This is a genomic window from Streptomyces sp. NPDC127097 (assembly GCF_042724075.1).
Lineage (GTDB): Bacteria > Actinomycetota > Actinomycetes > Streptomycetales > Streptomycetaceae > Streptomyces.
The window spans coordinates 1-16,755 of sequence record NZ_JBHXFI010000099.1 but is presented as its reverse complement, the minus strand read 5'-3'; the positions used below and the strand labels follow the sequence as shown (position 1 = coordinate 16,755).

The 16,755-nt window shown below is 70.6% G+C and carries 17 protein-coding genes; 15 read left to right on the top strand and 2 right to left on the bottom strand.

Annotated elements, in window-relative coordinates; translation table 11 throughout:
* From ACFWJW_RS36845 to ACFWJW_RS36835, 3 genes are all read left to right on the top strand, one after another.
* On the top strand, nt 1-185 hold a 185-nt coding region (locus ACFWJW_RS36845), incomplete at its 5' end, for a sensor histidine kinase (RefSeq protein ID WP_387249514.1).
* 528 nt (nt 186-713) lie between these two features.
* Complete coding sequence (locus ACFWJW_RS36840; protein WP_016575747.1) at nt 714-1,016, top strand: DUF4193 domain-containing protein; 303 nt, start codon at nt 714-716, stop codon at nt 1,014-1,016.
* 101 nt (nt 1,017-1,117) lie between these two features.
* Nucleotides 1,118-1,885, top strand: a complete 768-nt coding sequence (locus ACFWJW_RS36835; protein WP_387249511.1) for a hypothetical protein — start codon at nt 1,118-1,120, stop codon at nt 1,883-1,885.
* Nucleotides 1,886-1,905: 20 nt separating this feature from the next.
* On the opposite strand, the gene ACFWJW_RS36830 is transcribed toward ACFWJW_RS36835, so the two are convergent.
* On the bottom strand, nt 1,906-2,349 hold the full coding sequence (locus ACFWJW_RS36830; RefSeq protein ID WP_387249508.1) for a DUF3093 domain-containing protein: 444 nt from the start codon (nt 2,347-2,349) through the stop codon (nt 1,906-1,908).
* 58 nt (nt 2,350-2,407) lie between these two features.
* Here ACFWJW_RS36830 and ACFWJW_RS36825 point away from each other — a divergent pair, with 58 nt between their 5' ends.
* From ACFWJW_RS36825 to ACFWJW_RS36790, 8 genes are all read left to right on the top strand, one after another.
* Nucleotides 2,408-3,001: a PaaI family thioesterase gene (locus ACFWJW_RS36825; RefSeq protein WP_387249506.1), complete on the top strand. Its 594-nt coding sequence runs from the start codon at nt 2,408-2,410 to the stop codon at nt 2,999-3,001.
* Nucleotides 2,998-3,519 carry a dUTP diphosphatase gene (gene dut, locus ACFWJW_RS36820; protein ID WP_362828957.1) on the top strand — a complete coding sequence of 174 codons (522 nt, stop codon included), beginning with the start codon at nt 2,998-3,000 and terminating at the stop codon, nt 3,517-3,519. The genes ACFWJW_RS36825 and dut overlap by 4 nt, the downstream gene beginning before the upstream one ends.
* 1 nt (nt 3,520) lies before the next feature.
* Nucleotides 3,521-4,285: a DUF3710 domain-containing protein gene (locus ACFWJW_RS36815; RefSeq protein WP_387249501.1), complete on the top strand. Its 765-nt coding sequence runs from the start codon at nt 3,521-3,523 to the stop codon at nt 4,283-4,285.
* 325 nt (nt 4,286-4,610) lie between these two features.
* Nucleotides 4,611-4,700: a K(+)-transporting ATPase subunit F gene (kdpF, locus tag ACFWJW_RS36810; protein ID WP_387249499.1), complete on the top strand. Its 90-nt coding sequence runs from the start codon at nt 4,611-4,613 to the stop codon at nt 4,698-4,700.
* A 31-nt stretch (nt 4,701-4,731) separates the two neighbouring features.
* The gene (kdpA, locus tag ACFWJW_RS36805; protein WP_387249525.1) at nt 4,732-6,408 is read left to right on the top strand and encodes a potassium-transporting ATPase subunit KdpA; all 1,677 of its coding nucleotides are present in this window, start codon (nt 4,732-4,734) and stop codon (nt 6,406-6,408) included.
* 32 nt (nt 6,409-6,440) lie between these two features.
* The gene (gene kdpB, locus ACFWJW_RS36800; RefSeq protein WP_387249495.1) at nt 6,441-8,540 is read left to right on the top strand and encodes a potassium-transporting ATPase subunit KdpB; all 2,100 of its coding nucleotides are present in this window, start codon (nt 6,441-6,443) and stop codon (nt 8,538-8,540) included.
* Between the two features lie 5 nt (nt 8,541-8,545).
* Nucleotides 8,546-9,214, top strand: coding sequence for a potassium-transporting ATPase subunit KdpC (gene kdpC / locus ACFWJW_RS36795; RefSeq protein ID WP_387249491.1), 669 nt, complete (start codon nt 8,546-8,548; stop codon nt 9,212-9,214).
* Between the two features lie 739 nt (nt 9,215-9,953).
* Nucleotides 9,954-10,649, top strand: coding sequence for an ABC transporter ATP-binding protein (locus tag ACFWJW_RS36790; RefSeq protein ID WP_387249521.1), 696 nt, complete (start codon nt 9,954-9,956; stop codon nt 10,647-10,649).
* Nucleotides 10,650-10,726: 77 nt separating this feature from the next.
* Here the strand turns inward: ACFWJW_RS36790 and ACFWJW_RS36785 are convergent, their stop codons facing one another.
* Nucleotides 10,727-11,290, bottom strand: a complete 564-nt coding sequence (locus ACFWJW_RS36785) for a GNAT family N-acetyltransferase (RefSeq protein WP_387249489.1) — start codon at nt 11,288-11,290, stop codon at nt 10,727-10,729.
* Nucleotides 11,291-11,965: 675 nt separating this feature from the next.
* On the opposite strand from ACFWJW_RS36785, the gene ACFWJW_RS36780 reads away from it, so the two are divergent.
* The 4 genes from ACFWJW_RS36780 to ACFWJW_RS36765 all read left to right on the top strand — a co-directional run bounded on the left by ACFWJW_RS36780 (nt 11,966) and on the right by ACFWJW_RS36765 (nt 16,660).
* On the top strand, nt 11,966-14,518 hold the full coding sequence (locus tag ACFWJW_RS36780; protein WP_387249487.1) for an ATP-binding protein: 2,553 nt from the start codon (nt 11,966-11,968) through the stop codon (nt 14,516-14,518).
* A gap of 79 nt (nt 14,519-14,597) precedes the next feature.
* On the top strand, nt 14,598-15,281 hold the full coding sequence (locus ACFWJW_RS36775; RefSeq protein WP_386222305.1) for a response regulator: 684 nt from the start codon (nt 14,598-14,600) through the stop codon (nt 15,279-15,281).
* A 92-nt stretch (nt 15,282-15,373) separates the two neighbouring features.
* Nucleotides 15,374-15,772 (top strand): OB-fold nucleic acid binding domain-containing protein, encoded by a 399-nt coding sequence (locus tag ACFWJW_RS36770; protein WP_085928285.1) that lies wholly within the window; start codon nt 15,374-15,376, stop codon nt 15,770-15,772.
* 3 nt (nt 15,773-15,775) lie between these two features.
* Nucleotides 15,776-16,660: a DUF3159 domain-containing protein gene (locus ACFWJW_RS36765; RefSeq protein WP_387249480.1), complete on the top strand. Its 885-nt coding sequence runs from the start codon at nt 15,776-15,778 to the stop codon at nt 16,658-16,660.
* Nucleotides 16,661-16,755: the final 95 nt, after the last annotated feature.

The window sequence follows — 16,755 nt, the reverse complement described above, 5'->3', positions numbered from 1 at the left end:
CGTATGAGGTGGAGAATCTTTTCGAGCCGTTCCGGCGGTTGCGGACCGAGCGGACCGGTAGTGACAAGGGTGTGGGTCTGGGGTTGTCGATCGTGAGGTCGGTGGTGCGGGCCCATGACGGGAGCATCAGTGCGCAGCCGCGTGAGGGCGGGGGACTGATCATGCGGGTCGTCCTGCCGCTCTGACGCAGGCCGGAGCGCGGTTGTACGCCCGCTGGAGCCCCTGTACGCCCCCGTGGGCAGGCATCGGACATCTGTGCGTACGATCGCTCGTCTCGCGGCCGTATGCAGCCTCGCCTCCCGGTTTGACGAGAAGGGGGGTCGGCATGGATCCTTCGCCCCGAGTTCGCTTTGCGCGGAATTGAACCGGTCCGCCTGCCGGTCCTTGCGTGTGTGATCCCTCACAGGCGCGAAATTCCAGCCATCTACGCTCCGTGATCAGAATGCCCGTCGGAATGCCGGGGAAGTCCGGGTTTCCGGGGGGTGAGATCACGGGAAGTACAGGTGGTGGGCTGCGCGAGGTGCGACTTTCGGACCGTGTACGGTCCTGATCGCCATCCAAACCGATCACCTCTTCAGGGGTGCGGTTGGGTGTCGATTGAGTAACAGACCTTGATGTGAGGCAAAATCTCCGCCTCAGGTCGGGCACAAGTCCGGCCTCTCACGCGTTACGAGCGCTGAGACACCGCAGACACCCAGAGGGGGAGAGCGAAAATGGCTACGGATTACGACACCCCACGCAAGACCGACGACGACCTCAACGAGGACAGCATTGAAGAGCTGAAGTCGCGGCGGAACGACAAGTCCGCCTCGGCCGTCGACGTCGACGAGTTCGAGCAGGCCGAGGGCCTGGAGCTGCCGGGCGCGGACCTTTCCAACGAAGAGCTCGCTGTGCGCGTGCTGCCCAAGCAGCAGGACGAGTTCACGTGCATGAGCTGCTTCCTGGTCCACCACCGCAGCCAGCTGGCCGCGGAGGACAAGAACGGCAACCCGATCTGCCGCGACTGCGCGGCCTGAGAACGGTCTGCGCCGTGGCAGGCGTGAACCCGTTCCGTAAGGGACCCAAGGGCGCCGAAGGACCGGCGGCCGGCGCACGATCACGCAAGGAAACCGCGCCCGTGCCCGCCGACCCGACCGCCCTCCCCGCGGAGCGGACGACCGGTGCATCGAAGGAGCGAGGCCGCACGGCCTCGCTCGCGGCCGTGCTCGGTCGCGGTGCCGGCGGCAGGGTGCGGGCAGGGCTCGCCGTGGTCGCCGACCAGATCATCGAGCTCGCCCCGCGGATCCCGGTCCGCGACCTCGCCACCCTGCGCGCCCAGTTCCCCGGACTGACCCCCGAGGACCTGGCCGACAAGCTCGTCGCGGGCGCCTGCAGGGGCACCGCCACCGTCGGAGCGGGCGTCGGCGCGGCAGCGATGCTGCCCGTACCGCCCGCCATGCCGGCCGAGCTGGCCGCCGAGGTCACCGGCGTCGCCTCGGTCGAGATCAAGCTGATCGCCGAGCTGCACGAGGTCTATGGCCTGCGGCCGGCGGGCAATTTCCGGCAGCGGGGAATGGCCTATGTGATGTCCTGGAGCGAGGAGCGGGGGATCGACATCGCGAAACCGACCTCGCTGAACATCGCCCTCGGCATGCAGATGCGGCGCGAACTGCGCCAGCAGATCATGAAGCGCACGCTGCGCAATCTCCCCAACCTCATCCCGTTCATGATCGGTGCCTCCGTCGGCGCGCTCATGAACCGCAGGGACACCCGGAAGCTTGCGGACAAGGTCCGCAAGGACCTGCGCACGAAGCAGGTCCCCTGGGAGGCCCTCCCCGGCTCCGCGCCGGCCGCCCGCACGGACGACGCGGGGACCGCCCGGCCCCCGCTCCCGCCGGTTGACTGATCCGGGCCGGAAACCGCAGGTCAGCCGCGTACGGCCGCCAGTGCCGCCACCAGACGCGCCGGCTCCCGGGTCGAGAGATAGGCGTACGGCGTCGGGTCCTCGGGGTCGGTGATCTCCACCCGCACCGCGGTACGGATATAGCCGCGCAGCAGCATGAACGCCCGCGCATCGGCCTTGTGCGTACGCCACGCCAGCGCCTCGTCCGCGTCCAGCGCCCGGGCCTCGCCCAGCGCCGTCGCCGGGATCTTCGCGTCGCCGGCGATCAGCGCGCCGCCCACCACCCGGATCCGCGCCGAGCCGTACCCGCTCACGCCCACCGCGGCCAGTGCCGCGCCACCGATCAGCCCGCCGAGCATCGGGAGCGTCCCCAGGGGCAGCAGCATCAGGGCACAGGCGACGCCGATCAGCGCGGCGATCAGCCACCAGGACCGGGGCGCGGTGAGACGTTCTTCGTACGACTGCATGGCTCCAGCTTGGCACGGCGGCGCGGGCCCGCTACGCGCGCGGGTAGGGTCTGCACTCGTGAGTGGAACTGACAGAACGAGGGCGGGGCTGACGCCACCGACGGACGCCGTCGCTCCGGTCCGGCATGCCGAGGCGCCGGCACCCGGAGAACTCCTCGGCGCGCACTACGACCGGTGCTTCGGCTGCGGCACCGGCCAGCCCCACGGTCTGCACCTGGAGGCGCGGGCCGGCGACGGCGTGAGCGTGACCGCCGAGTTCACCGTCAAGGAGGCCCACCAGGGTGCGCCCGGTCTGGCGCACGGCGGAGTGCTGGCCACCGCGCTGGACGAGACCCTCGGCTCGCTGAACTGGCTGCTGCGGGTGATCGCGGTGACCGGCCGCCTGGAGACCGACTTCGTACGGCCGGTCCCCCTGGGCACCGTGCTGCACCTCGACGCGCGGGTCACCGCCGTGCACCGCAGAAAGATCTACTCGACGGCCGTGGGGCGCATAGGCGGCCCGGACGGCCCGGTCGCGGTGCGCGCCGAAGCCGTCTTCATCGAGGTGAAGGTCGACCACTTCATCGACAACGGCAGGACCGAGGAGATCCAGGCGGCGATGGCCGACCCGGACCAGGTCAAACGAGCGCGTGCCTTCGAGGTGAACCCGTGAGTCAGGTACGGAATCCGGTGGATGTGCTGCTGCGCCGGCTGGACCCGGACGTGCCCGTTCCGTCGTACGGGCATCCCGGCGACGCGGGCGTGGATCTGGTGACCACCGAGGCGGCCGAGCTGGCGCCGGGGGAGCGCGCCGTGCTGCCCACCGGGGTGTCGATCGCGCTGCCCGACGGCTACGCGGCCTTCGTGCACCCGCGGTCCGGGCTGGCCGCGCGCTGCGGATTGGCGCTGGTGAATGCCCCCGGGACGGTGGATGCCGGGTACCGTGGAGAGATCAAGGTGATCGTGGTCAATCTGGACCCGCGCGAGCGCGTGCGGTTCGAACGATTCGACCGGATCGCCCAACTGGTCGTCCAGCAGGTCGAGAAGGTGCGCTTCCACGAGGTGGCGGAACTTCCCGGCTCGGCGCGGGCCGAGGGGGGATTCGGTTCCACCGGCGGTCATGCGGCGGTGGGCGGCTCCACGGGCGGGAATGAATACGCATCGGTCGGTGCCGACCGGGAAGGACAGTGACGTGTTCGGACGTCGCAAGAAGAACGAGGCTCCTGAAGAGTCGGCCAAGGACACCACGCTCGACGAGCGAGCGGTGAGCGACGCCGACGAGGAAGAGGCGGAGCAGCAGCGGCTCAGCCTTCCGCCCGCGCCGCGTCCCGACGGTCCCTGGGACGCGTCGGAGGTCTCCGAGCCCGGCGAGGGCCGGGTCGACCTCGGCGGGCTGTTCGTGCCCGGTGTCGAGGGCATGGAACTCCGGGTGGAGGTCGCCGGTGACGCCATCGTCGCCGCGACCGTGGTGCTTCAGGACAGCGCCGTACAGCTCCAGGCTTTCGCCGCCCCCAAGAACGAGGGGATCTGGGGCGAGGTCCGTGAGGAGATCGCCGCCGGCATCACCCAGCAGGGCGGGGTCATCGACGAGGTCGAGGGCCCGCTGGGCTGGGAGCTGCGTGCCCAGGTACCCGTACAGCTGCCGGACGGCACGAACGGGGTGCAGGTCGTGCGCTTCATCGGCGTCGACGGCCCCCGGTGGTTCCTGCGGGGTGTGATCTCCGGCCAGGGCGCGGTGCAGCCGCAGGCCGCGGGCGTGCTGGAGCACATCTTCCGGGACACCGTGATCATCCGCGGCGATGCCCCGATGGCGCCCCGCGACCCGATCGTCCTGAAGCTGCCGGACGACGCCCAGATGGTGCCGGACGGTGTGCAGCAGGAGCCGGTCGAGCAGTCGCGTTTCGGCGGCGGTGTGGAGCGACTGGAGCGCGGACCGGAGATCACCGAGATCCGCTGACACCCACCGGCGGCCGCCCGGCGCGCAGGCGCCCGGTGACGGCCGGAACATGACGGTCACAAGGGCCCGTACTCCCCGATGGGGGGTGCGGGCCCTTCCGTTTGTGCAGGTCAGGTCGTGGTGCGTAAGAAAGCCGTCAACGGAGCGCTAATGGCCGTAAGGGAGGCGTCAACAGCGGTCACGCGAGCCGGGAAGGGCGCTTTGCTCTAGGGGTCCTGTCCGCCCCATCCATCTAGGAGCACACGATGGCCGACGTGGCCTTCGTCGTCGTCACGATCGCGGTCTTCGCGCTGGTGGCCCTCGTCGCCAAGGGGGTGGCGAAGCTGTGACCGCCGAAAACATCGTCGGCCTGCTCGTGGCCGCCGCCCTGCTCGGCTATCTGGTCCTCGCCCTCGTCTTCCCGGAGAGGTTCTGAGGTGTCGACTGCTGCTGCCGCGGCGGGCCAGATGAGCCCCGTTCTCGCAAGTGTGCTCCAGCTGACCGCGCTCGTCGCGGCGCTGGCCCTGGCGTACCGTCCGCTCGGCGACTACATGGCCGCCGTCTACACCTCTCCCAGGCACCTCCGTGCCGAGAAGGTCATCTACCGCTGCATCGGCGCCAACGCGGACGTCCAGATGCGCTGGCCGGCCTACCTGCGCAGCGTCCTGGCCTTCTCCGCGGCGGGCGTGCTCGTCCTCTACCTGCTCCAGCGCCTCCAGGGCGGGATGCCGCTGTCCCTCGGCTTCGCGTCGATCAGCCCCGACCAGGCGTTCAACACCGCGGCCTCCTTCGTCGCCAACACCAACTGGCAGTCCTACAGCGGCGAGCAGGCCATGGGCCACGCCGTGCAGACCGCCGGCCTCGCGGTGCAGAACTTCGTCTCCGCCGCCACCGGCATGGCCGTCGCCATCGCCCTGGTACGCGGCTTCGCCCGCTCGCGCACCGGGGAGCTCGGCAACTTCTGGACCGACCTGGTCCGCGGCACCGTACGGGTGCTCGTCCCGATCGCCGTCCTCGGCGCGCTCGTCCTCGTCGCCTGCGGCGCCCTCCAGAACTTCTCCGGCATCCACGAGGTCGGCCAGTTCACGGGCGGCTCCCAGCAGACCAACGGTGGTGCGGTCGCCTCCCAGGAGGTCATCAAGGAACTGGGCACCAACGGGGGCGGCTACTTCAGCGCCAACTCCGCCCACCCCTTCGAGAACCCCACCGCCTTCACCAACCTCTTCGAGATCTTCCTGATCCTCGTCATCCCCTTCGCGCTGACCCGCACCTTCGGCAAGCTCGTCGGGAACGTGAAGCAGGGCTACGCCGTGCTCGCCACGATGGGTGTCATCTGGCTCGGCTTCACGGCGCTGATGATGTGGACCGAGTTCGCCCACGGCGGCCCGGCACTACAGGCCGCGGGCGCCGCCATGGAGGGCAAGGAGACCCGCTTCGGCGTCGGCTCCTCCGCGATGTTCTCGGTGGCCACCACGCTCACCTCCACCGGCGCGGTCGACTCCTTCCACTCCTCGTTCACGGCCTTCGGCGGCGGCATCCAGCTGCTCGGCATGATGCTCGGCGAGATCGCCCCCGGCGGCGTCGGCTCCGGCCTCTACGGCATGCTGGTGATGGCGATCATCGCGGTGTTCATCGCCGGTCTGATGGTGGGCCGGACACCCGAGTACCTCGGCAAGAAGATCGGCACCCGCGAGATCAAGCTGGCCGCCTGCTACATCCTCATCACCCCGACGCTGGTGCTCGGCTTCACCGCCGCCTCGATGGTGCTGCCGGACGCACTGGGCTCGATGCTCAACACCAAGGCGCTGGGCGCCGGTTCGCACGGCTTCTCCGAGGTGTTGTACGCCTTCACCTCCGGCGCCAACAACAACGGCTCCGCGTTCGGCGGCCTCAACGCCAACACCCCCTGGTACAACACCACGATCGGTCTGGCGATGCTGCTCGGCCGCTTCCTGCCGATGGTGTTCGTGCTCGCCCTGGCCGGCTCGCTCGCCGAGCAGCAGCCGGTCCCGGAGACCGCGGGCACCCTCCGTACCGAGAAGCCGCTCTTCGCCGGGCTGCTCGTCGGCACGATCCTGATCATCACCGGTCTGACCTACTTCCCGGCACTGGCCCTCGGGCCCCTGGCGGAGGGTCTGTCATGACCGCCCCCGTGAAACCGGAGGAGCCCGGCTCCATGTCCACCGCCACACCGACGCGCGCTCCGCACCAGGACGTCCCCAGCGGGCACAAGCCCGGCGACGGCCGGGTGGGCGGCGGCCTCTTCGACCCCAAGCTGCTGCTCAAGTCCTTCCCGGACGCCCTCCGCAAGCTCGATCCGCGGGTGATGGCCAAGTCCCCCGTGATGTTCGTGGTCGAGGTCGGCTCCGTGCTGACCACGGTCTTCGCCTGCATGTCCCCGTCGGACTGGTTCGGCTGGGCGATCGCCGTCTGGCTGTGGCTGACCGTCATCTTCGCCAACCTGGCGGAGGCGGTCGCCGAGGGCCGCGGCAAGGCGCAGGCCGACACCCTGCGCAAGGCCAAGACCGACACCGTGGCCCACCGGCTGAACGGTGCGGTGGAGGAACAGGTGCCCGGCACCGAGCTGCGCATCGGCGACCTGGTCGTGTGCGAGGCCGGTGACGTCATCCCGGGTGACGGCGATGTCGTCGAAGGCGTCGCCTCCGTCGACGAGTCCGCGATCACCGGCGAGTCGGCCCCGGTCATCCGCGAGTCCGGCGGTGACCGCTCGGCGGTGACCGGTGGCACGAAGGTGCTCTCCGACCGCATCGTCATCAAGATCACGACGAGGCCCGGCGAGACCTTCATCGACCGGATGATCAACCTCGTCGAGGGCGCCGCACGGCAGAAGACGCCCAACGAGATCGCGCTGAACATCCTGCTCGCCTCGCTCACCATCGTCTTCCTGCTCGCGGTGGTCACCCTCCAGCCGTTCGCGATCTACGCGGGCGCCGAACAGCCCATGATCGTGCTGCTCGCCCTGCTGGTCTGTCTGATCCCGACGACGATCGGCGCACTGCTCTCGGCCATCGGCATCGCCGGCATGGACCGACTGGTGCAGCGCAACGTCCTCGCCATGTCCGGCCGTGCCGTCGAAGCCGCGGGCGATGTATCGACATTGTTGCTCGACAAGACCGGCACCATCACCCTCGGCAACCGCCAGGCCGCCGAGTTCGTGCCCGTACGCGGCACCACCGAGGCCGAGGTCGCGGACGCCGCCCAGCTGTCCTCGCTGTCCGACGAGACCCCCGAGGGCCGCTCCATCGTCGTCCTCGCCAAGGAGAAGTACGGGCTGCGCGAGCGGCACCAGGGCGAGCTGACGGACGCCGCATGGGTGCCGTTCACCGCCCAGACCCGGATGTCGGGTGTGGACGTCGACGGGCGCAAGGTCCGCAAGGGCGCGTCCGGTTCGGTCATCGCCTGGGTCAAGGAGCGCGGCGGCACCGTCGCCGACGACGCCCAGCAGCTCACCGACGCCATCTCGCAGGCCGGCGGCACCCCGTTGCTGGTCGCACTGGAGGACGAGAGCGGCCCCCGCGTCCTGGGAGTCATCCACCTCAAGGACGTCGTCAAGGACGGCATGCGCGAACGCTTCGTCGAGCTGCGCAAGATGGGCATCAAGACCGTCATGATCACGGGCGACAACCCGCTGACGGCCAAGGCCATCGCCGACGAGGCGGGCGTGGACGACTTCCTCGCGGAGGCCACGCCCGAGGACAAGATGGCGCTCATCAAGCGCGAACAGGCCGGCGGCAAGCTGGTCGCGATGACCGGCGACGGCACCAACGACGCACCCGCGCTGGCGCAGGCGGACGTCGGGGTGGCCATGAACACCGGCACCTCGGCCGCCAAGGAGGCCGGGAACATGGTGGACCTGGACTCCAACCCCACCAAGCTCATCGAGATCGTCGAGATCGGCAAGCAACTGCTGATCACCCGGGGCGCGCTGACGACCTTCTCCATCGCCAATGACGTCGCGAAGTACTTCGCGATCATCCCGGCGATGTTCGCGGTGGCCTATCCCGGCCTGGACACCCTCAACATCATGCGGCTGGCGGGCCCCAACTCCGCGATCCTCTCGGCGATCATCTTCAACGCGCTGATCATCGTCGCGCTGGTACCCCTCGCCCTCAAGGGCGTGCGGTACCGCCCCGTAAGCGCCGACAAGATGCTGCGACGCAACCTGGCGGTCTACGGACTCGGCGGCCTCATCGCGCCCTTCATCGGCATCAAACTCATCGACCTGCTCATCTCTCTGATCCCCGGAATCGGGTGACCGCCGTGAACAACTCCGTACGCAACACCGCCCGGTTGATCGGCGCGGGCCTGCGCGCCCTGCTCGTACTGACCGTGGTCTGCGGCGTCCTCTACCCGCTGGCGGTCACCGGGGTGGCGCAGGCGGCGTTCCCCGATCAGGCCAACGGGTCCGAGGTGCGCTCCCAGGGCAAGGTCGTCGGATCCTCGCTGATCGGCCAGCGCTACGACAAGGGTCGGGACAAGGACGGCGAGCCCGTCCCCGACCTGAGGTACTTCCAGCCGCGCCCCTCGGCGGGGCTGGGCAGCAACCGGGCCAACGGCGTCAACCCCCGGTACGACCTCCAGGTCTCCGGCGCCTCCAACCTGGGCGCCACCAACACTGACCTCATCAAGGCAGTGAAGGAACGCCGGCGCTGGGTCTCCACGACCTACGAAGTCCCCGAGTCGAAGGTCCCGGCGGACGCCGTCACCTCCTCCGGCTCCGGCCTCGACCCGCACATCTCCCCGGCCTACGCCCAACTACAGACCGCCATGGTCGCCCGGCGGAACCACCTCCCCGCCGGCGCGGTGGAGAAGCTGGTCGAGGAACACACCGACGGGCGCGACCTCGGATTTCTGGGGGAGCCGCGGGTGAATGTGCTGGAGCTCAACGTCGGGCTGAAGGAGTTGGTGTCGAGGGCGGGGAGGGGCTAGCGCGGGTGGTTTTGGAGCCTGGCTGAGCTGGTCGTTTGGCTGAGCTTGTCGGGTGACTGAGCTGGTCGGGCGGCTGAGCCGTGCGCGGTGTGGCTGAGTCGGCTGGTGGGTGCGGCGGTTGGCGTGTCGAGGGGTGCGCTGCCCCGCGGGACAGGACGGGCGGCGCTGGGGAGATCTCCCCGGGGCCGCTCGGTCGATTTCGCGCAGGGTGACGCTGAACGGCTGCTGGACGAGGGCGGGGTGACTGGTCGTGGTCGTGGTCGTGGTCATGGTCGGCGTCTGCGGCGGGGCCGGCACCGGGGGCTGAACCGGGTCCGGGGGCTGAACCGGGTCCGCATCGAGCTGATGCGGCGTTGATCCGGTCGGTCCGGAGCGTGGGGCGGAGCCGGTCCGAGAGTTATCCACAGGCGTTGCCTGCCCAAGCGCGCGCTACGCATACTGACATCACCGGCAGGCGAACGAGGCCCGCGGTGAGGCAGGCAAGGCAAGTAGCTGTCAGGCAGGGGCAGTTGGTGCGCTGGGGCGGACTCGCGGGGCGGGGCGGACTCGCGGCAGCGGCCACGGGAGCCGGTGCGGGGGAGCGGTACGAGAGGGGAGTGGGGAGCAGCTCATGAGTGGCGGGGGAAGCGCGTCGGGTGAGAGCCGGCGCAGGGGCTGGGCTCGGAAGAAGGTGCACAAGGCGCCGGAGGCGGGGACGAGGGCCGGAGTGGCCGTCGCTGATCCGCCGGCGGACGGTGCCATGGTCGTCGTCGAGGACCTGCACCGCAGCTACGGCGTCGGCGCCGGCGCCGTACACGCCCTGCGCGGGGTGTCTTGCCGCGTCCCGCGGGGCGAACTGGTCGCCCTGCGCGGCCGTTCCGGGTCGGGCAAGACGACTCTCCTCAACCTCATCGGCGGTCTGGACACCCCCGACTCCGGGCGGATCACCGTCGACGGCACACCGCTGGCCGACCTCGGCGAGAGCAAGCTGCTGGAGATGCGGCGCGACCGCATAGGCTTCGTCTTCCAGTCGTTCGGGCTCATACCGATACTCAGCGCCGCCGAGAACGTCGGGGTGCCGCTGCGGCTGCGGAAGGTCCCACCGCGCGAGCGTGAGGACCGCGTCGCGCTTCTGCTGTCGCTGGTGGGCCTGGCCGAGCACGCCGAGCAGCGGCCCGGCGAACTATCCGGTGGTCAGCAGCAGCGTGTGGCCGTCGCCCGTGCACTCGCCAACCGCCCCGCGCTGCTCATAGCCGACGAGCCGACCGGTCAACTGGACGCCGAGACCGGCATGGAGGTGATGGACCTGCTGCGCGCCGTCGTCCGCAGCGAGGGTGTCACGGCGCTGGTGGCCACCCACGACGCAAACCTTCTGGACCTGGCCGACCGCGTCCTGGAGCTGAGCGATGGGGTGATCACGGAGGCGGGAGCGGAGCGGGAGGCGGGGGTGGGGTGAGGGGTGGGTGGGGGAGGGGGAGGGGCCCCACCCGGGACGCGCCCTCTGACCCCCGCCCGACCCCCGCCTCCCCCGCCTCACCAGACGTCGCCGTCGCGCCAGTCGCAGGTGAGGTCGGAGTCGAGGTCGAGTGGGGTGGCCGCGGCCGGGAGGACGTAGATGCAGCCGTCCTCGTCGGCGGTGCGCTGGACGCCGTCCGGGGTGAGTGCCCAAGAGCGGCCGCGCCACTGCTGCCAGCCTCGGGCCGCGTAGAAGGTCGCGGCCTCGTCGGCGGCGCCGAGCGCGCCCAGGTCGTAGCCGCTGTGCACCACCCGCTCCAAGGCGTCCATCAGGGCCGCGCCATGGCCACGGCCGCGCCGGTCCGCGCGTACGCCGACGCCCTCCACATATCCGCAGCGCAGCGCCCGGCCCCCGTGCAGCAGGCGTCGTTGCACGACGCTCGCATGCCCGATCAGTTCGCCGTCCTCGTGGATCAGGGCGTGCAGCCCGCCGAGTGAGTGTTCCCAGTCCTCGGCGGTCATGTCGTCGAAGACGTCGTAGAGGAGGGCGCGGGCTGCCTTGAGGGTGGTGACGTCCAGATCGGCGGTGTGGGCGATGCGTACGTCGGTCAGGCGGGGGGTCGTCAGATGTGCCTCGGTCATGGGGGCATCGTCGCAGTCGGCAGGTGGCCGGGCGACGGCATTTTTCCGGCCATGGTTCATGCCTTACCACTGGTCGTTCGGCGTCAGTGATGCGTCAGGGAAGGCGTGTTGGGCTGGTGCGTCTTCGCCCCGGCCGGTGTCATGGGGGCATGACCGGGCGCTCCGCGCCGCCGGGCAGCCGTCGCACGGCGGTGCGTGGTGGGCGCCGCCCGGGTCCGGCCCCTCAGCCGGACGTCACGGCGGGCGTCGCGTACCTCTTCGCGCGGCGCCCGCCCGTACGCGGCGGGACGGGCCTGCACGCCGACCCCGGCCGCGGCCTGTCGCGCCCACCGCCAGCCGACTCGGCCTCACCATCGGCCCTGTCGGCCCTGTCGGCCCTGTCGGCCCTGTCGGCCCTGTCGGCCCTGTCGGCCCTGTCGACCCGGTGGCCGTGGCGGCCCGGCGGCCCCGACGGCCCCCTGCCCAATCGTCGGCTCACCACCCCGATCGCTGCCCCCCCACACCCACGCACCCCCCACACGCACACCCCCACACCCACAGCCCCCACCCCCCATCAGAGTCCCGTCAAAACCCACCCTCCACCCCCCAACTGCACCCTTTGTCCCCTTGTTCGCTGGGTAGGGTCGCAGCAGGTTCAGCCCGGTGGGGGCGGCCTTCACGTAAGACAATGGGGCCATGGCACGCGGCAAGCTACGGATCTATCTCGGCGCGGCACCAGGCGTCGGCAAGACATACGCGATGCTGTCCGAGGCGCACCGGCGTGTGGAGCGGGGGACGGATGCCGTCGTGGCGTTCGTGGAGCACCACGGCAGGCCCCGTACGGAGGTCATGCTGCACGGGCTGGAGCAGATCCAGCGGCGGGAGCTGGAGTACCGCGACACGGTTTTCACCGAAATGGACGTGGACGCGGTTCTGGCCCGCCGGCCGGCCGTGGCGCTGGTCGACGAGCTGGCGCACACCAATGTCCCCGGTTCGCGCAACAGCAAGCGCTGGCAGGACGTCGAGGAGCTGCTGGAAGCGGGAATCCATGTGATCTCGACGGTGAACATCCAGCATCTGGAGTCGCTCGGCGATGTCGTCGAGTCCATAACGGGTGTGCGGCAGCGCGAGACCGTGCCGGACGAGATCGTCCGCCGGGCCGACCAGATCGAGCTTGTCGACATGTCGCCCCAGGCCATCCGCCGGCGGATGGCGCACGGCAACATCTACCAGCCCGACAAGGTGGACGCGGCCCTGTCGAACTACTTCCGTCCGGGCAACCTCACCGCGCTGCGCGAGCTGGCGCTGCTGTGGGTCGCCGACCGGGTGGACGAGTATCTCCAGGAGTACCGCGCGGAGCATTCGATCCGTTCCACCTGGCAGGCGCGGGAGCGCATCGTCGTCGGGCTGACCGGCGGGCCGGAGGGGCGCACGCTGATCCGTCGCGCGGCCCGGATGGCGGCCAAGGGTTCGGGCAGTGAGGTGCTCGCCGTCTACATAGCGCGCAGCGACGGGCTGACCTCGGCCTCGCCCAAGGAACTCGCCGTCCAGCGCACCCTGGTGGAGGACCTCGGCGGCACGTTTCACCACGTCATCGGCGACGACATACCGAGCGCGCTGCTGGAGTTCGCACGGGGCGTCAACGCCACCCAGATCGTCCTGGGCTCCAGTCGCCGGAAGGCATGGCAGTACATCTTCGGGCCGGGGGTGGGCGCGACGGTCGCCCGGGAATCCGGGCCCGATCTCGATGTGCACATCGTCACCCACGACGAGGTCGCCAAGGGCCGGGGGCTGCCGGTGGCGCGCGGTGCGCGGCTGGGGCGGGCCCGGATCATCACCGGCTGGCTCGTCGGCGTGGTCGGCCCGGTGCTGCTCTCGCTGCTGCTGACCAGCATCGCGAACGGTCCCGGCCTGGCCAACGACGTCCTGCTGTTCCTCTTCCTGACGGTCGTCGCCGCGCTGCTCGGCGGGCAGCTGCCGGCGCTGGCGTCGGCCGCGGTCGGCTCACTGCTGCTGAACTTCTACTTCACACCGCCCACCCACACCCTCACGGTCAGCGACCCCAAGAACCTCGTCGCCATCGTGATCTTCTTCGCGGTGGCCGTCTCGGTCGCCTCCGTGGTGGACCTCGCCGCCCGTCGCACCCACCAGGCCGCCAGGCTGCGCGCCGAGTCGGAGATCCTGTCCTTCCTCGCGGGCAGTGTGCTGCGCGGTGAGACGACCCTGGACGCGCTGCTGGAGCGGGTGCGCGAGACCTTCGGGATGGAGACGGTGGCGCTGCTGGAGCGGGCCGGCGATGTCGAGCCGTGGACCTGCGCGGGCCGGGCCGGTACCGACCACGGCACGCCGCTGCTGCGCCCCGAGGACGCCGATGTCGACATGCCCGTGGGCGACCACATGGCGCTGGCGCTGACCGGCCGGGTGCTGCCCGCCGAGGACCGCCGGGTGCTGGCCGCGTTCGCCGCCCAGGCCGCCGTCGTCCTGGACCGGCAGCGGCTGGTGGGCGAGGCGGAGCGGGCCCGGGAGCTGGCCGAGGGCAACCGCATCAGGACGGCGCTGCTGGCCGCCGTCAGCCATGATCTGCGGACCCCGCTGGCGAGCATCAAGGCATCCGTCACCTCCCTGCGCTCCGACGATGTCGCCTGGTCCCCGGAGGACGAGGCGGAGCTGCTGGCCGGCATCGAGGCCGGCGCCGACCGGCTGGATCATCTCGTCGGCAATCTTCTGGACATGTCCCGGCTCCAGACCGGCACGGTCACCCCGCTGATCCGGGAGATCGACCTCGACGAGGTGGTGCCGATGGCGCTCGGCGGTGTGCCGGAGGGCAGTGTCACCCTCGACATCCCCGAGGAGCTGCCGATCGTCGCCGTCGATCCGGGGCTGCTGGAACGTTCGGTCGCCAATCTCGTCGAGAACGCCGTGAAGTACAGCCCGGACGGGGCGGTGGTGCTGGTCTCGGCCAGTGCCCTCGGTGAGCGGGTGGAGCTGCGGATAGCCGACCGCGGGCCGGGGGTGCCGGACAGCGCCAAGGACCGGATCTTCGAGCCCTTCCAGCGCTACGGTGACGCGCCGCGCGGTGCCGGGGTGGGCCTGGGGCTGGCCGTTGCGCGCGGTTTCGCGGAGGCGATGGGCGGCACGCTCGCCGCCGAGGACACCCCCGGAGGCGGCATGACCATGGTGCTGACCCTCCCCGCCGTGCCCGGCCGCCCGCCGGCCCGGCCTGATCTTCCGGCCCAGGCCACGACATGAGCCGGACCGCACGGATCCCCCGCATCCCCCACCCGGCGGGCCCGCCCCGCCGGGAGACGACATCACGAGGAGAACGCCAGTGAACCGGGTGCTTGTGGTCGATGACGAGCCGCAGATCGTGCGTGCGCTCGTGATCAACCTGAAGGCGCGCAAGTACGAGGTCGACGCCGCCCCCGACGGGGCCACCGCCCTCAAACTCGCCGCCGCCCGCCACCCCGATGTCATCGTCCTCGACCTCGGTCTGCCCGACATGGACGGCGTCGAGGTGATCAGGGGGCTGCGGGGCTGGACGCGGGTGCCGATCCTGGTGCTCTCCGCCCGGCAGACCTCCGACGAGAAGGTGGAGGCGCTGGACGCCGGCGCGGACGACTACGTCACCAAGCCGTTCGGCATGGACGAGCTGCTGGCCCGGCTGCGGGCGGCGGTGCGCCGGGCCGAGCCGACCGGTCCGGCCGATGACGAGGTGATCGTGGAGACGGAAGGTTTCTCCGTCGATCTCGCCGCGAAGAAGGTCAACCGCGGCGGCCGGGACATCCGGCTGACCCCCACCGAGTGGCATCTGCTGGAGGTCCTGGTCCGCAACGCGGGTCGGCTGGTCAGCCAGAAACAGCTCCTCCAGGAGGTCTGGGGGCCCTCGTACGGCACCGAGACCAACTATCTGCGGGTGTACATGGCCCAGCTCCGCCGCAAGCTGGAGAGCGACCCCTCGCATCCGAAGCACTTCATCACGGAGCCGGGAATGGGCTACCGGTTCGAGCAGTAGCGCCCCGGCGGCCGGCCGTGGCTTTGTGCGGTGGGTACGAACTCCGCGTGCGGGCCGTGATCCCGGTCCCCGGCCACCGGTACGCTGGGGCCATGAGTGCTGGGACCCGACCCGAGAAGCCGGCAGGTCGTTTCCGCCGGCTGCTCGACAGGCTGTCCTCCTCCGAGGAGGAGTTGCAGTCCGCCGAGCTGCAACAGGACGCGCAGGACGCGGGATGCACCCGTATCTGCGACTGTGACGACCGGCAGATAGTGAAGGTCACCGGCACCCTGCGGCATGTCACGCTGCGCCCGCGCGCCGGTGTGCCCGCGCTCGAGGCGGAGCTGTTCGACGGCTCCGCGGCCCTCGACGTGGTGTGGCTCGGACGCCGCTCCATCGCCGGGATAGAGCCGGGCCGCAAGCTCATCGCCTCGGGCCGGGTCTCCCTGAGCCACGGACGCCGGGTGCTCTTCAATCCGAAGTACGAACTCCGACCGCTCGGACAGGAGTAGCCGGTGACGTCTCACGACCGACCGACCACTGACGCGCATGCCGATACGGACCCCTCCGCAGGCCCCGCACCCGCCTCGCCCGACCCGGGCGCCGACGGAGCCGCCGACGGCAGGCAGGTGACCGAGGCGGCGCTGTTCGAGGCGTTCGGCGGGGTCCGCGGCATGGTGGAGACCGTGGCCCCCGGCCTGCTGTTCGTCACGATCTTCACGATCAACAAGGACCTGCACCTCTCGGCGATCGCCGCGCTGGCCGTCTCGCTGGTGCTGGCGGCCGCCCGCCTGGTGCGCAAGGACACCCTCAAGCACGCCTTCAGCGGCGTCTTCGGGGTGGCCTTCGGCGTGGTCTTCGCGATGATGACCGGCAACGCCAAGGACTTCTACCTGCCGGGCATGCTCTACACCCTCGGCCTGGCCCTCGCCTACATGATCACCACGCTCGCGGGCGTCCCGCTGATCGGGCTGATCCTGGGGCCGGTGTTCAAGGAGAACCTCTCCTGGCGCACCCGTAACCCGGGCCGGAAGAAGGCGTACGCGAAGGCCAGCTGGGCCTGGGGGCTGATCCTGCTCGCCAAGTGCGCGATCCTCTTCCCGCTGTACTGGTGGGCGGACACCACCCAGCTCGGCTGGGTGCTGATCACGCTGAAGATCCCGCCGTTCCTGCTGGCGGTCTATCTCACCTGGGTCTTCCTGGCGAAGGCGCCCGCGCCGATCGATGTCTTCGCGGAGATGGAGGCGAAGGAGAGGGCCGAGGAGGAGGCCGAGGAGCGGCGCCGCGCCGAGCGCGAGACGCTGGACCGGGTCGCCGACGACCTCGGCAGGGACCTCGTGCAGGAGGCCGCGGCCGAGCCGCAGTCCGACCCGCCGCAGGGCGGCCGCCACCGCCGCTGACGCGACACGGAAACGCCGGGGGCCCGAGTGCAGCGTGGTTACGGGGGCCCGCCGTTTTAGGGGCGGCGGGGGGGGGGGGGACGGGAGGGCTGAGG